Here is a 15618-nt window from a genome sequence, read left to right as displayed (position 1 = left end):
GAGCGGACGTTTCCGGCAACGCGTCGGGCGGCATGTGCGGCGACGTACGGGCGCAATCGCGCCGGGAAGCGGCGGCCGCACGCGAGGCGGGCGGCATGGCTTTTCCCACCGGAAGCGCCGTCATAGTCCACACTAGTGCCAAAGGGCGGCCCCTCTCGGCACCGAGCCGCCGACACCTGCTCACAACGCGAGATACGGAGGCAGTCGTGGAATTCGACGTGACGATCGAGATCCCGAAGGGGAACCGCAACAAGTACGAGGTCGACCACACCAATGGGCGCATCCGGCTGGACCGGATGCTGTTCACCGCGACCCGCTACCCGGACGACTACGGCTTCATCGAGGACACGCTGGGTGAGGACGGGGACCCCTTGGACGCGCTCGTGCTGCTGGAGGAGCCCACCTTCCCGGGCTGCCTGATCCGCTGCCGGGCGCTGGGCATGTTCCGCATGCGCGACGAGAAGGGCGGAGACGACAAGGTCCTGTGCGTGCCCGCGGGCGACCAGCGCGCCTCCTGGCGCACCGACATTGAGGACGTCTCCGAGTTCCACCGCCTGGAGATCCAGCACTTCTTCGAGGTCTACAAGGACCTGGAGCCCGGTAAGAGCGTGGAGGGCGCCCACTGGGTCGGCCGTGAGGAGGCGGAGGCGGAGATCCGCCTGTCCTACGAGCGTGAGGCCGCCCGCATCGCCCGCGAGGGGCACTGACGGCCTGACGCGCCCAAGCCGCTTGACGACGGCGGCCGCCGGCACCACGAGGTGCCGGCGGCCGTCTGCTTTTGGCCTCACCGCTCAGGGACGGACCGCGTAGGGCATGATCTGGGAGTACCAGACGGAGCGAATACTCACGTTGTAAGGGGAGTAGTTGGCGTCGATGAGCATGCCGTTGCCCAGGTACATGGCCACGTGGTAGATGCCGGGCTGGGTGCCGTTGGAGGACCAGAACAGCAGGTCGCCGGGCTGGGCCTGGGCCAGCGGAATCTTGGTGCCCTGCCCGTACTGGGCGCGTGAGGAGTGCGTCAGGTACACCCCGGCGTTGCGGTAGGCGCGCATGACCATGCCGGAGCAGTCCACGCCCGCGTCGGACTCGCCGCCCCACACGTAGCGGATGCCCAATTGGGCCTTCGCCCCGGCGATCGCCGCCTGCGCCTTGCTGGTGGAGCTGCCGGAGCTGGTCGACGACGAGGCGGCCGGGGCGGAGGTTGTGGTCTGTGTGGTTGTCTGCCGCGGCGCGGATGCCGTGGAGGACGAATTCGAGGTAGTGCTGCTGCTCGATGAGGCCGCCCCGGAGGAGCTGGAGGCGGAGGAGCTGGAGGACTGCGCGGGCTGCTGGCTCTGGGCCGGGGAGGCTGCGGAGGATCCTGTACCCGAGTCGGCGCCGGAGCTGGACGCACCGGCGGAGGCCGGCGCCTGAGTGGCCTCGGCCGGCTGGGCCTGCTCCTGCGCGGTCTGCTCCGCGGCGGCCTTCTCGGCCGCCTCCTTCGCGGCCGCCTCCTCGCGGGCTTGGCGCTCCGCCTCCAGCTGGTCCTGGTAGGCGGTCTCGAGCTCCACGGTGGTGTTGCGCTGCTCGGCGAGCTGGGCGATGAGGCTGGCGCGCTCGGTCTCGGCGTTGGTCTGGGCCGTCTGGGCGGCGGTGGCCGCCGCGTCGGCGTCGGCCTTGGCGGTGGCTGCGGCGTCTGCGGCCGCCTGCTTGGTTTCCACCTTCTCGTCCGCGATGGACTGCATCGTGTCCGCGACCGCCTGGAGGGCCTCGACGTTCTGCAGCTGGGCGTCGGTGTTCTCCCCGGCGCGGGTCAGGGCCACGCTGACGTCGGTGGCGTCGCCCAAGGACTCGCCGGACAGGTAGGGGGCCAGGGAGTCCAGTGTGCCGGCGCTGCCCGCCTCGTAGGTCTCGGCGACCACCGAGCCCATGTCGGCGCGGGCCTCCTCGGTGTCCGCGGCCGCGGCGTCGGCGGCGGCCTGGGCGTCCTCGGCGTCGGTGGTGGCGGTGTCGAGTTCGTCGAGCGCGGTCAGGTAGTCCTCGTTGGCGACGGAGGCCGCAAGCTCGGCGGCGGCCGTGGTGGCGCTCAATTCTGACAGGGAGGCCTCGAGGGAGGCGATGGAGGCCGCGGTCGTCTGCTCGGCGGACTTGGCCTGGTCGATGTCGTCCTGGGTTACGTCATCGGCTGCGGCGGCCGGGGTGAGCGTGACGGCGAGCGCAAGTGCCGCGGCCGTAAGGCTCACACGCCGGGCAGCGTTCGCGCGGCGCGGGCGATGGGTCGTGCTCACAGATTCTCCGAACGTGTTACGGCGCGCCTCCTTGACCGACGCACCCTGGGTGTCTGCGGATACCGTACCCACCAACGCCCGCAAGAGAAACAGAAACAACAGATTTCACAGGAGTCACAAGACATCACTCACGTACCACAAACCCCGCAATGGAGCGGATCCACGACACACTCCACGCCAACGTGACGTTCGTCACATCGCCTGCTGAGGTAGCGTTTTGCCCGCAGGCAAGCCGACCCGCGGCCTCCCGCACCCGGCCGGCAGCCCCGCAACACTCCCGCCGATCTGCCAACCAAGGAGTTCTCATGGCTGACACCCCGTCCAGCACTCCCGCGCACGTCCCCTCCCCCGCTGACCCGACCGGCTGGCACTTCGAGACCATGCAGGTGCAGGCCGGCCACACCCCGGACTCCGACACCGGCGCCCGCGCCATCCCGATCTACCAGTCGACCTCCTTCGTTTTTCCCGACGCCCAGGAGGCCGCCGACCGCTTCGCCCTGAAGTCCCTGGGCCCGATCTACACGCGCCTGGACAACCCCACCAACCAGATCGTCGCCCGCCGCATCGCCGCCCTCGAGGGCGGCGTCGGCGCCCACCTGGTCTCCTCCGGGATGGCGGCCCAGGCCCTTACCTTCGTCACCCTGGGCGGGGCCGGCTCCAACATCGTCGCCTCCCCCTCCCTGTACGGCGGCACCGTCAACCAGCTGAAGCACACCCTGCCGAAGCTGGGCATCGAGACCCGCTTCGTGGACGAGCCGGGCAGCCCCGACGCCTGGGCGGCGCTGGCCGACGAGCGCACCATTTGCTTCTTCGGCGAGTCCATCCCCAACCCCAAGGGCGACATCCTCGACATCGAGCCGATCGCGCAGACCGCACATGCGCTGGGAATCCCGCTGGTGGTGGACAACACCGTCGCCTCCCCCTACCTGATCCGCCCCTTCGAGTGGGGTGCCGACATCGTGGTCCACGCGGCCACCAAGTTCCTCGGCGGGCACGGCTCCACCGTCATGGGCGTGGTCGTGGACTCCGGCAACTTCGACTACGCCTCCCAGCCCGAGCGCTTCCCCGCCTTCAACACCCCCGACCCCTCCTACAACGGGCTCGTCTACGCCCGCGACCTGGGCGTGGGCAGCCCGCTGGGCAACATGGCCTTCATCCTGCGGGCCCACACCGCAGGCCAGCGCGACCTCGGCTTCGCCGCCGGCCCGGTGGACGCCTTCTTGATCGCCCAGGGCGTCGAGACCCTCTCCCTGCGCATGGAACGGCACGTCGACAACGCGCTCGCCGTCGCGCAGTGGCTCGAGGGCCGGCCCGAGGTGGCCGAGGTGCGCTACTCGGGGCTCGAGTCCAGCCCCTACTACGAGCTGCACCGCAAGTATTGCCCGCGGGGCGCGGGCAGCGTCTTCGCCTTCGACCTGGTCGGCGGCCGGGAGGCCGGCGCCGCCTTCATCGATGCCCTCGGCCTGTTCTCGAACCTGGCCAACATCGGCGATGTCCGCTCCCTGGCCGTGCACCCGGCGACGACGACGCACTCGCAGCTGACCGACGCCGAGCTGTCCCGTGCGGGCATCAGCGCCGGCACCGTGCGCCTGAGCATCGGCATTGAGCACGTCGACGACATCATCGCCGACCTCGAACGGGGCCTGGCCGCCGTCGCCGCGCTCTAGCCCGACCGCCGGGGCCGCGGGGGCCTCGCCCGGCGCCCGCCGCCCCGGCTACCATGACGGCCATGACCTCGCCCATTTCACCGGTGCCGGGGGTCGGCACGGCGACCCTCAAGCTCGTCGACCGTTCGGCGGGCTCCCCCACGGGCGCCTGGCGACCCGGCGACGACCCGGGCCACCGCCGCTTCCTGGAGATCGGCGACCTGCCCCTGGACTCCGGCGAGATCCTGCCCGAGACGCATCTGGCCTTTGAGACCTGGGGGCAGCTGACGCCCGCGCGCGACAACGCCGTCCTGGTGCTGCACGCCCTGACCGGCGACTCCCACGTCACCGGGGACGCCGGCCCCGGCCACCCCACCGCCGGCTGGTGGGACACCCTTGTCGGCCCCGGCCGCGCCATCGACACCGACCGCTACTTCGTGGTGGCGGCGAATATCCTCGGCGGCTGCCAGGGCTCCACCGGCCCCTCCTCCACCGCCCCGGACGGCCGCCCCTGGGGCTCACGCTTCCCCTGGCTGACCACCCGCGACGCCGTCCGCGCTGAGTCGCGGCTGGCCGACGCCCTCGGCATCGACGCCTTCCACCTGGTCATCGGCGCCTCCCTGGGCGGGCACCGCGCCCTGGAATGGGGCGTGATGAACCCCGAGCGGGTGCGCAACCTGGCGCTGGTGGCCACCGGCGCCTCCACCACCGCCGACCAACTCGCCTGGTGCCACCTGCAGGAACTGGCGATCGTCGGGGACCCCTACTTCCTCGACGGCGACTACTACAACCACGTGGTCGGCCCCGTGCGCGGACTGGGACTGGCCCGCGCCATCGCCCACACCACCTACCGCTCCGCCGGGGAGCTGGACACGCGCTTCGGCCGCGCCCACCAGGGGCAGGAGGACCCCGCCGTCGGCGGCCGCTATCAGATCGAGTCCTACCTGGATCACCACGCCGGCAAGCTGCTAGCGCGTTTCGACGCCAACACCTACCTGATCGTCAACCACTCCATGATGGTGCACGACGTCGGTGCCGGGCGCGGCGGCATCGAGGCGGCCCTGGGGACGGTGACGGCCCGGACGCTGGTGGTCGACGTCGACTCCGATCGGCTCTTCCTGCCGGCGCAGGCCGAGGAACTGGCCCATGGCATCCCCGACACCCGCCGGGCCACCATCCACTCCCTGCACGGGCACGACGGCTTCCTCATCGAGGCCGACCAGATGGACGCCGCCCTGCGCGGCTTCCTGGCCGAGGACGAGCCCGGCCGATGAGCACGCCCACCGACCGGGCCCCCGCAGCCCCCGTCGACGCCTGGGGACCGGACGTGCTCGGCCCCGGCTTCCGCGCCCGCACGCTGCGGCTGCTGCCGGACGCGGAGGACGACGACGCCGTCGCCACCCTGGTCCACCACGTGCCCGCCCTGGACCCGGCCGCCCTGCCCGGCACCCCCACAATCCCGCGCTTCACCTTCCTGTACCTGCACGGCTGGAACGACTACTTCTTCCAGACGCACTTCGCCCGGGAGATCTCCCGCAGCGGCGGCGCCTTCTACGCCCTGGACCTGCGCCGCTACGGGCGTTCCCTGCGCGCGGGGCAGATGCATGGCTGGGTCACCTCCCTGACCGACTACGACGAGGAGATCGGCCTGGCCCTGGCGGCCATCCGCGCCGCCGAGGGCTGGGACACCCCCACCGTGCTGTGCGGTCACTCCACCGGCGGGCTCACCGCCGCCCTGTGGGCCGACCGCCACCCCGGCGCCGTCTCCGCACTGGTGCTGAACTCCGCCTGGCTGGAGATCCAGGGCGCCGAACCGGTGCGCCTGGTCGGCGAGCCGGTGGTGCGCACGCTCGCCCGCCGCGACCCGCACATGGTGATCCCCACCCGCACCTATCCGCCGGAGGCCCTGTACTCGCTCGCCGACGGCTGGGACGTGGAGCGCGACGGCGAACTGCCCGACCCCGCCTGGGCGGACGACCCGTATGTGACCGGCTGGAACGTCGACCACGACTGGAAGATCGTGCCGTCGGCCCCCATACGCCCCGGCTGGCTGTTGGCGATCCTGGCCGGCCAGGCACGGGTGTCCGCGGGCCTGGATGTGCGCTGCCCGATCCTGTCCATGGGCTCGGCCCGCAGCCATTTGAGCGTGACCTGGACACCCGAGGCGCGCAGCACCGATACGGTGGTCGACGCCGACGCCACCGCCCGTCGGGCCATCGGCCTGGGCAACCTGGTGACGGTGGCCCGCTTCGAGGGCGGCGTGCACGACCTGGTGCTGTCCGCCCCGCCCGTGCGCGGCCAGGTGTTTTCGGCGCTGCGCCGCTGGCTGCGCGGCTACGTGCTCACCTGAGGCTACGGCGCTAGGCGATTTCCACGTCTTCACCGCCTGTTACGAGCTTTTGCACCCTGGTGTGCGGCAAATTCCCGCACACCAGGGTGCAAAAGCTCGCAGTAGACGACCGGTGCCCGGGCTGGGTCACTCGAGCCAAGGGCTACGGGGGCCACCAGGACGACTTTCTTCTTCCCGCCCCCTACCCGGAGGTAGGGGATGTCCCCGACTCCGGGGGGAGCCCGATTCAGGGGCCGTTCATCCGCGGGGGTGAGGTGACCTGCACCACTGCTCGCGCACCATGGATTCATGTCCGCCCCAGCCATCTCACCGTCATCTCCCACCACCGCGGCGAGCCCCACCTGGCCGCGCATGACCCCCTCCGCAAGCGCCGCCACCCCGACACAGGTCCACGCTCCGAGGCGGCCGTACCCCACGCCGGCGCCGACGGCGCGCCCGCGTCACGCGGTTGCCCCCACCTCGGCACGCCCCTCCCGCGCGGCGCGCTACCGCACCATCGGGTTGACGCTGCTGGGCGTGGCCGCCGGCCTGCTCGCCGTCGTCATCGCCGTCGTCTGGAGCGCGGGCGCTCGACCCTCGAGCCGGCTGCTCGTGCCGCTGCTGACCGGGCTCGTCCTGCTGGCCGTATGGCACCGCGAGCGCGTCACGCGACGCGCCCGCCCGGCCGCGGACACGCAGCGCGAGGAACTGGGCGCGCTCGTGCGCACGCATGGCGCCGGTACGCTCGGCTGGATGGCGACCTGGCCCGGCAACCAGGCGTGGATCACCGCCGACGGGGCCACCGGCTTCGCCTACCGGGCCGGCGGCGGCGTCGCCCTCACGCTCGGCGACCCGGCCACCGCGCCCGACAAGGTGGGCGCCGCGGTCGACGCCTTCGCCGCCTTCGCTGCCGACTCCGGGCTGATCCCGGCTCTGTACTCCGTGCACGCCCCGGTGATGGAGGCGGCGCGCTCGCGTGGCTGGACCGTCCTGCAGGTCGCCGAGGAGGCGGTGCTCGACCTGGACGGCTTGGAGTTCCGCGGCAAGGCCTTCCAGGACGTGCGCACCGCCCTGAATCACGCGCGCCGGGAGGGGATCACCGCCCAATGGACCAGCTGGCCCACGGCGCCCGCCGGCCTGCGCGACCAGATCCGCGCCATCTCCCAGGAGTGGGCAGCGGACAAGCCCCTGCCGGAGATGGGCTTCACCCTCGGCGGCCTGGCCGAACTCGACGACGCCGACACCCGCCTGCTGCTGGCCGTCGACGCCGAGGGCACCGTCCACGCCGTCACCTCCTGGCTGCCCGTGTACCGCGACGGCGAGGTCGTCGGCCTCACCCTGGACGTCATGCGTCGGCGGTGCGGCGGGTGGCGGCCGGCCATCGAATACCTGATCGCCCGCGCGGTCCAGGACGCGCAGGCCGAGGGGCTGGAGCTGCTGTCCCTGTCCGGCGCCCCGCTGGCCCGCTCCGCCGATACCGCCTGCCCGGGCGTGACCGCGGCTCGCCTGGACCCGGTGCTGGACCGGCTGGCCCGCCTGCTGGAGCCGGCCTACGGCTTCGCCTCCCTGCACGCCTTCAAGCAGAAGTTCCAGCCGCGAGCGGTGCCCATGTACCTGGCGGTGCCGGAGGCCATCGACCTGCCGGCGGTGGGGCTGGCGATCGCACACGCCTACGTGCCCGGCCTCACACCCGCGCAGGCGGCCCGCTTCGCCCGGGTGCTGGTGCATCATGACTGACGGAGTGGTGCAGCTACTGCGGCAGGTGCGGCTGCTGCACCCGTGGATGGGGGCGGCCTGCCTGGCGGTCGTGGCAGCGGTGGCGGCCGCGCTGTGGTTCACTCGCACCCGGCACCTGCCGTGGCGCCGGCAGCTCGCCGCGCCACTGGCCGGGGCGGGGACCGGAGCGGCCTGCTGGCTGGTGGTCGACTGCCTGTGGCGGCCCTTCGCCGACGGCGTGGGCGGCACCGTGTGGCTGTGGGTGGCGTTGACGGCGACCGTCGTCGTCCAGGTCCTACTCGGCGGGGACGCGGCCGCCGACCGGGCCCGAGTGCGCGAGCGCAAGCGGCGGATGGTGCGCGCCGCCGGGTCGGGCGTGTCCATCACCGCCACCGTGGCAGCCGCCTGCCTGGCCGTCAACGCGTTCTTCGCCGCCTACCCGTCGGCCGCCGCGGTGCTCGGCATGGGGGTGGCAACGACGCCGTTGGCGTCCCTGCCGGCCGCGGCCGCCCTGCCGCGTCACCCCGAGCGCGGGCAAGGCGCGCTTGAAGACACGTGGCAGGCGCCCGCCGCCATGCCGCAGACCGGGGCCGTCGTCACCGCCACCATTCCGGCCGGCGACCAGTCCGGCACCGACGGCTTCACACCCCGCGACGCCTACATCTACCTGCCGCCGGCCTACCTGACGCCGCAACGCCCGGCACTGCCGGTGCTGGTGCTGCTGACCGGCCAGCCGGGCAGCCCCTCGGACTGGTTCGAGCTGGGCGGGTTGAAGGACTCGCTGGACGCCTACGCCGCCGCGCACGCCGGCCTGGCGCCGGTGGTGGTGGTTGCGGATCTGCTGGGCAGCCCCTACCGCAACCCCCTGTGCGCGGACACGGTGCGCGGCGGAAAGGTGGCCACCTACCTGGAGCGGGACGTGCCCGCGTGGATTCGCGCTCACCTGCAGGTGGACGACGACGCCGCGCACTGGGCGATCGGAGGGCTGTCCAACGGCGGCACCTGCGCACTGCAGGCGGTGACCCGCTCCCCGCAGGTCTACCCCACCTTCCTGGCGATGAGCGCCGAGGAGCACCCCACCCTGGGGTCGGAGCAGCGCACCATCGACGTCGGCTTCGACGGGGACCGGGCCGCCTACGAGGCGAACGACCCCCTGTCCCTGCTGGCGGCCGCGCCGGCCGGAAGCTACGCGGGCGTGGCCGGGGTGTTGTCGGTGGGCACCGGGGACGACCGCTACGCGCAGGTGGTGCCGACCGTCGCTGACGCGGCCATGCGGGCGGGCATGTCCGTGACGGAGCGGGAGTATCCCGGCGGGCACACGTGGGCGGTGTGGTCGGCGGCGCTGCGCGATCAGCTCGACTGGCTGGGGCAGCGCCTCGCGCTCACGGCCTGAGCCTGGGGCACGCCTTTCCCCTCTGATACGAGCTTTTGCACCCTGGTGTGCGGCTATTCGCCATACACCAGGGTGCAAAAGCTCGCAGTAGGCGACCGGGCGACCCCTGAGGCGACCGGGGCGGCCTCCGCCGCCCGCCGTTCCGGTTCCCGCCTTCAGGCCAGTAGTTCGCGCAGGCTCGGGCCGCCGACGCCGACGCGCCACACGCGCCAGCCGTCAATGTCCTGGGTGTGCTGGGCGGCGTTGGCGGCCGCGGACGGGTCCCGGTAGGCGGTGCCGTCGGCCAGGGTGATGGTGCCGTCGGCGGCCAGAGTCGCACGGTGATCGATGCCGCGGCGCCGGCGCAGCCACACCAGGGTCGCCGGGGTCTCGAGCGCCTGGGCGATGGTCGCCAGGGCCTGCTCCGAGGCCGCACCGGAGGGGACCGTGGGTTCGGCGCCGAGTGCCGCCGCATCCAGGCGGTGTCCACTGGCGGAGACGGGGACCGGGGCCACGGCATCGGGCTGGGGGCTGGGCGGCTCGGCAACCACCGGCGTGGGCACGGTGGCGGTGGAAGGCTCGGGGTCGGCGTCCGAGGCCACCGTCTGCACGGCCGGGTCGGCGGCCTGGTCCAGGTCCAGCGCCTGGCTGGCGACGTCGGTGTGCAGCAGCTCCACGGATACCAGGGCACGTCCGTCCTCGGTGGAGCGCACCCGCAGTTCATGCAACTCCACGCCGGATTCGGCGATCATGCCGAAGGAGGTGCGCACGTCGTCGGCGATGGTGGTGGCCACGATGGTCAGACGCGGCCCGGGCTCGACGCCGGCGGGCATGGCGCCGCGGAATCCGGACCAGTCCCGCTCGAAGGCGGGCAGGCCCCCGGGGTAACGGGAGGCGAGCTGGTCGCGTCCGGTACGGGCGGCGTTGGTGGCGCGGGCCATGGCCAGCAGCAGTGCGGTGGAGTCGAGCACGTCAATGACCTCAATGGTGATGACCTGGCCGGCGGCGTCGAGCGCGGTCAGGGCGTCGCCCCCGACTACCTGGTCCCAGCCGACGGCCAGCAGCGGGCGGTGCAGGACCTCGGCGATCTGGCGGCGCACCGCGGCCAGGACGGCGGTGCGATCCGCATCGGTGGCAGGGCGGCCGAGAACCGCGGGCTCGAGCCGGTCATCCTTGAGGTCAAAGAGCGCCATCTTGCTGTGCCTTCCTGTCCGGCGCTCACCGCCCCGACGGGTCGCGCACTGTGCTGGGCCATCTTCTCACGCGCGGCCCCGAATACCGCCCCCGTGTGGGCGCCTGCACACGCCAACCGGAAGTCAGCGTGCGCGCATTGTCACCAACCGGGACAAACGACCGACTCATCGCCCCGGGTCGTTTTTGAGAACCGCATGATTCCAACGGTCACTAACTCGCGCTTAAGCGCTGCGGGCGCGTTTGTCCCCGTTCATGACAGTTCAGGACATTCCGGCGCCTGGGATCCAACCGCCTAGTGACGCCGACGCCAGAGGCTCGCGGGCAGTGCGCGGGCACGCAGCCGCCGGACCGACGACGTTGTCCGGGCCAACCCCGCGGTCCCGGTGCGCACCAGCCGGACCAGGCGCCGGTCGCCGGACTCGGTATCCCCGTTGCTGCGCTCCCGGCCGCCGAAGGCCTCGGCCACGGCCGCCTCGGCAAGCTCCGCCAGGGCACGACGCGCGGCCGCATCCAGGGCGGGGATGGCGGCGAGGTACTCGGCGAGGGCCTCATGTGTGCGCGCCCGCGGCCCGGCCCGCCCCGTCAGGGCATCGCCGTCACTGCGCGCGGCGCGCCCGGTCGCATCCCACAGGCCCAGGTCGGTGGCGGCGTCCTCCACTTCTTCCCAGGCCGCGGTCGCGGGCCGGTCACCCGCACGAATGCGCGCCAGCCGCCGCCGGCGCCGCCGGGCACGCACCAGGCCGGGCGCGGCCAGCAACAGCGTCACCCCAGCCACTCCAAGTAGCCATGACCGGCGTCGTCCCGGGCCGCCCTCGAACGCCGCCCCGCCGGTGGCGGGTGCTGCCGCCTCGGTGGAGGCGCCGGCGGACGGCGTCGCAGGTGCGGTCTGCGTCGAGGCGGTCGCCGTCGCAGAGGTGGCGGCGGTGGGCTCGGTCTGGGCCGCGGTGCCGGTGTCCGCGCGGGCCCCGGCGCCACCCGGTGTCGGCTCGAAGGCCACCCAGCCGACGTCGTCGAACCAGACCTCGGGCCAGGCGTGCAGATCCCGGCCGGACACGGCGGTGGTCGCCTCTCCGGCGCGAGAGGCGTAGCCGATGGCGATGCGAGTGGGCAGGCCGAGGCTGCGGGCCATCAGGGTGAAGGCGGCGGCGTAGTGGATGCAGTAGCCGCGCCGCTCGGTCAGGAAGCCGGTGACCGTCTCCACCGGCGCCACCTCCGCGTCGGCGTCAAAGCCACCGGGGGCCGACTCGTCGTAGACGAAGGCACCGGTGTGGAACCAGGCGGCCAAGGCGGCGGCGCGGGCGGCCGGATCCGCGCCGGTGCCGCCGAGCCCGGCGGCGTCAGCCACTTCCTGGGCGGTGACGGCGATCTGGTCGGCGCCCTCGGGCAGGGCCGTGTAGGCGGCCAGAGCCTCGGAGGCCGGGGCGGCGGCCGCGTAGGGCGGGGGTACCTGCGGGGTGCCGTCCGTGCCGGCGACCGCGTTCCACCCCAGTGCCGTGTAGCTGCCGCCGCTCGCGGCATCGGCACCCCGGGCGAGGACGGTGGAGGTGCCGGGCACCCACGCCCAGCCCCGCGGGTTCAGGGCCGTCGCGTCGGAGGAGTCTCGCGGGGGCGCGATCAATACCGTCGACTGTGGCAGTGGCAGGCGCGGGGAGGACAGGTTCAGGACGCGGAGGTGAATCCGTTGCAGGTCGGCGGCGCCGGAACGCACGTCGGTGCCGCTGAGCCCGGCGGCGGCGACGGCACCGCCTGCGGTCAGGGCGCCGGAACCGATGCGCCCGACCAGGCCGTCGGCGCGCGTGGGGCCGGGATCGTCCAGCGGCTCCCACTCCCGGCCGTCCAGGTCGCGGATGACGGCGAGGGTGAAGCGCAGGCCGGTTCCCGGGGCCACGCCCTCGGCGCTGTATTCGAAGGCGGTGGCGGCCGACCCGCGCACGAGGTCCTCCCCCAGGCTGAGCGTCGTGTCCGGCACGGATACCGCCGCCGGCCCGGTGCCGGACACGTTCCAACTCCAGGTTCGTGTCGGCACGGCCGGGGCCCGGGACAGCGCGCCCGCGGCCAGAGCCGTCGCCAGGAACGTCACCGCCGCGGTGCCGGCCAGCCGCCCGGCCGCACGTGTCAGGGCGGCGGCATTGCGGGGCGGTTGGAAACCGCCGTGACGGCGTCCTGGTCCCCAGCCCGGTCCGCCGCTGGGCGCCGAGGTGACAATCAGCAGTACCACGCCGACGGCGGCGGCCAGCAGCACGGCGCGGTCCGGGTACCGCCCCAGGACGACGCCGGGGGCCAGCAGGGCGGCGGTTGGCGCCAGCCCGGTGGCACCGCAGCGGTCGCCGCCGCCCGCACTCATGAGCGCACACGCCCAGGCCAGCAGCAGGGTGAACAGGCAGAGGGCGAAACCGAGCGCCCCGCCGGTAGCCAGGGGGGCGAGGCCGTTGCGCAGGATCGTTCCGACGGCGTGCAGCTGCGCCACGGGGTCGGCGAGCCAAGCCCGCGCCCGCACCGTGTCCGGCCAGCACCACCACAATGCCCCGGTGCCGGCGACCAGGCCCAGACCACAGGCAAGGCCGCTCCGGTGGGGCCAGACGGTACGCGTCAGTGCGGGGAGCAGCAGGGTGGCTGCGGCGATCGTCAGGCTACGGGCCGCCCAGGGTTCGGGGGCCAGCAGGGGTGCCAGCGCGGTGGTGGCCAGGTGCCACAGGCCGACGACGATGAGCGCGGCAGCCAGGGGCTGCCAGCGGGAGGTGCGGGTGGGCGGCCGGGTGGACGGTGCCGGCCGCGCGGCCGTCGCCGGCTGTGGGCGGGCCGGCGCGGTGGGTGACGCCGACTCGGCCGGGATGGCAGCGAAGTCCGGTTCCGACTCCACCGCCAGCACCACGCCTCCGCGTGCCGGCTGAGGTGGTGGGTCGGCGGCGACGCCGGTGATGACCACGTCGGCATCGTGAGCCGGGATCCGGGCGGCAGTGCCGGGCTCGACCTCCACGACGGCCAGATGCCGCAGCAGGGCGACGGCGCCGCCCGGGGCGGCGTGGTGGATATCTGCGCCGAGTCGCAGTTCGACGTCGTGCCCGGCGCGCGCCCACGCCTCAAGCAGTCCGGCGGCCCGGCTCACCGCGGTCTCGAAACCGGCCGTGGCGCCCGGGGCCTCCGTGGCGCCCGGGGCCGCCGCGGAGTGCGCCGTATCCGGGTCGGGCGCGTAGGCGTCGGCGCGCAGGTCCAGGCGCAGCCGGCGCGGCCACCGACCCTCGCGCACCCGCTCGACCACGAGCAGCCGGTCCACGCGCGCGGACTGCCGCCAGTGGACGGCGCCGAGCGAGTCGCCGGGACGGTAGTCGCGCAAATTGCCGGGATCGGATCCCCCGGCACGGCCGCGAGCGCGCCAGGCCGAGGCGGTAGACGCGGTGGCGGCGTTCGGGTCGGCGGCGGCGACGGCCTCCGGCGGCGGCACGAGTGGTCGGGGCAGGACCAACAGGTCACCGTCGAGACCGAGCGGGATGCGGGCGCGTACCAGGCCGAGCGGGTCATGGCAGGTCAGGCCCTCCACGCCGACCGCGAGCCGGCCGCGTCGGCTCGGGCTGTGGGCGATCGCGCAGCCGCCCGCGACCACCGGGATCAGGAAACGGTCGCCGTCGACGCGCCAGGCCGCCCATAGGGGCATCCACCGAGGTAGACGCGTGTCCACGGCCAACCGCCACACGGCCCTCTCGCCGGCGTGGACGTCGCCGGGGCCGGTCAGGCGCGGACGTGGGCCGGCGGCGAGCGCGAGTAACCAGCCGGCAAGCAGGCCGGCGACCGCCAGTGCGGCCAGCACGATGCCCAGGTTCCGTGCGAGTGTCAGGCCGGCCCAGGCGCCGCCCACCGTCAAGGCCAGCGCGAGCAGGATGACCTGCCAGCCCGCCGCCGTCGGCGCCGCCCAGGGGATGCGGCGATGAGGCCGGCTGTTCCGGGCTCCCAGGTCGGTAGGGTGCCGGGGATGCGGGCGTCTGGGATCCGCCGGCCGGCCCGGACGCTGGGATTTCACCGGCATCGGCTCAGGTCTCCGCCGGCACAGGGGTGTGGGCGACGATGCGCTCCAGGGCCGCGTCGGCGGCCGCGAGGGCGTCGGCGGCCCGGGCGTAGTGGCCGACGGGGACCAGCCGGTGGGCGAGCACGTCACCGCTGGCACGCGCGACGTCGTCGGGGGACACGAAGCCGCGGCCCGCCATGGCTGCGCGGGCGCGGGCGACGGCCGCCAGATGGAGGCTGGCGCGCGGGCTGGCGCCCAGGGCGAGGGCCGCGTCGCTGCGGGTGGCGGATACCAGGGCGACGATGTAGCGGGCGACGGCGGGGGCCAGATACAGGCCGGCGACGGCGGCGCGGGCCGCGCGGGCGTCGTGCTCGGAGGCGATGGGAGTGAGGGCGGTCAGGGGGTCGGCTGCGCCGCGGGCGAGCAGCATGGCCGCCTCGGCGTCGGGGTCCGGATAGCCCATGGTCAGGCGGGTCATGAAGCGGTCGCGCTGGGCCTCGGGCAACGCGAAGGTGCCCTCCATGTCCAGTGGATTCTGGGTGGCGATGACGATGAACGGGTCGGGCAGGGGCAGGGAGCGGCCCTCAACGCTGACCTGCCCCTCCCCCATGGCCTCCAGTAGGGCCGACTGAGTGCGGGGCGTGGCCCGGTTGATCTCGTCGGCGACGACGACGCCGGCGAACACCGGGCCGGGGTGGAAGCGGAACTCGCGGGTGGACTGGTCGTAGACGCTCACACCGGTGACATCGGCGGGCAGGAGGTCGGCGGTGAACTGGATGCGGGCCGAGCTCAGGTCCAGGCAGCGCGCGAGCGCGAGTGCGAGGGTGGTTTTGGCGACGCCGGGAACGTCTTCGATCAGGAGGTGGCCGCCGGCCAGGAAGGTGGCCAGGAGGGTGTCGATCGCCTCGGTCTTGCCGACGACTACGCGCTGCATTCGCTCCCGCAGGGCGTCGGCGAGTTCGCGCAGGGCGGCGGGGGCCATCGGTGTGTGCGCGTCGGCGGCGCCGCGGCTATCAGCGCTGGTCATGCGCCGATTCTGGCAGAGGTCTCCAAGTGGTGACAGGGGGTGGCAGGCCCTGGCAGCGCGAGTCCGG

9 protein-coding genes and 1 pseudogene are annotated in these 15618 nt (G+C 73.6%); 6 read left to right on the top strand and 4 right to left on the bottom strand.

The window, feature by feature from the left end; genetic code table 11:
* The first annotated feature begins 206 nt into the window (after positions 1 to 206).
* The gene (locus C3B71_RS01975) at positions 207 to 707 is read left to right on the top strand and encodes an inorganic diphosphatase (protein ID WP_073330211.1); all 501 of its coding nucleotides are present in this window, start codon (positions 207 to 209) and stop codon (positions 705 to 707) included.
* An 84-nt stretch (positions 708 to 791) separates the two neighbouring features.
* On the opposite strand, the gene C3B71_RS01970 is transcribed toward C3B71_RS01975, so the two are convergent.
* The gene (locus tag C3B71_RS01970; RefSeq protein WP_234416039.1) at positions 792 to 2267 is read right to left on the bottom strand and encodes a C40 family peptidase; all 1476 of its coding nucleotides are present in this window, start codon (positions 2265 to 2267) and stop codon (positions 792 to 794) included.
* Between the two features lie 305 nt (positions 2268 to 2572).
* Between C3B71_RS01970 and C3B71_RS01965 the strand changes: the two genes are divergently transcribed.
* The 5 genes and pseudogenes from C3B71_RS01965 to C3B71_RS01945 all read left to right on the top strand — a co-directional run bounded on the left by C3B71_RS01965 (position 2573) and on the right by C3B71_RS01945 (position 9351).
* Positions 2573 to 3934: an O-acetylhomoserine aminocarboxypropyltransferase/cysteine synthase family protein gene (locus C3B71_RS01965; protein WP_108965784.1), complete on the top strand. Its 1362-nt coding sequence runs from the start codon at positions 2573 to 2575 to the stop codon at positions 3932 to 3934.
* A 53-nt stretch (positions 3935 to 3987) separates the two neighbouring features.
* A complete protein-coding gene (gene metX / locus C3B71_RS01960; protein WP_073330217.1) occupies positions 3988 to 5187 on the top strand; it encodes a homoserine O-acetyltransferase MetX in 1200 nt (399 codons plus the stop codon).
* The gene (locus C3B71_RS01955) at positions 5184 to 6263 is read left to right on the top strand and encodes an alpha/beta hydrolase (RefSeq protein ID WP_108965782.1); all 1080 of its coding nucleotides are present in this window, start codon (positions 5184 to 5186) and stop codon (positions 6261 to 6263) included. The genes metX and C3B71_RS01955 overlap by 4 nt, the downstream gene beginning before the upstream one ends.
* A gap of 681 nt (positions 6264 to 6944) precedes the next feature.
* Positions 6945 to 7979 (top strand): annotated as a pseudogene (locus C3B71_RS01950) (bifunctional lysylphosphatidylglycerol flippase/synthetase MprF); the annotation flags it as partial.
* Positions 7972 to 9351, top strand: a complete 1380-nt coding sequence (locus tag C3B71_RS01945; RefSeq protein ID WP_108965777.1) for an alpha/beta hydrolase — start codon at positions 7972 to 7974, stop codon at positions 9349 to 9351. The pseudogene C3B71_RS01950 and the gene C3B71_RS01945, both read left to right, overlap by 8 nt.
* A 155-nt stretch (positions 9352 to 9506) precedes the next feature.
* Here the strand turns inward: C3B71_RS01945 and C3B71_RS01940 are convergent, their stop codons facing one another.
* The 3 genes from C3B71_RS01940 to C3B71_RS01930 form a co-directional block, all read right to left on the bottom strand.
* Positions 9507 to 10523: a hypothetical protein gene (locus C3B71_RS01940; protein WP_108965775.1), complete on the bottom strand. Its 1017-nt coding sequence runs from the start codon at positions 10521 to 10523 to the stop codon at positions 9507 to 9509.
* Between the two features lie 293 nt (positions 10524 to 10816).
* Positions 10817 to 14545 carry a transglutaminase domain-containing protein gene (locus tag C3B71_RS01935; protein ID WP_108965772.1) on the bottom strand — a complete coding sequence of 1243 codons (3729 nt, stop codon included), beginning with the start codon at positions 14543 to 14545 and terminating at the stop codon, positions 10817 to 10819.
* 4 nt (positions 14546 to 14549) lie between these two features.
* A complete protein-coding gene (locus C3B71_RS01930) occupies positions 14550 to 15551 on the bottom strand; it encodes an AAA family ATPase (RefSeq protein WP_234416037.1) in 1002 nt (333 codons plus the stop codon).
* Between the last annotated feature and the right edge of the window lie 67 nt (positions 15552 to 15618).

This window comes from Actinomyces sp. Z16, assembly GCF_003111765.1.
GTDB classification, from domain to species: Bacteria; Actinomycetota; Actinomycetes; order Actinomycetales; family Actinomycetaceae; genus Actinomyces; species Actinomyces glycerinitolerans.
This window is presented reverse-complemented; position numbering and strand designations above follow the sequence as displayed.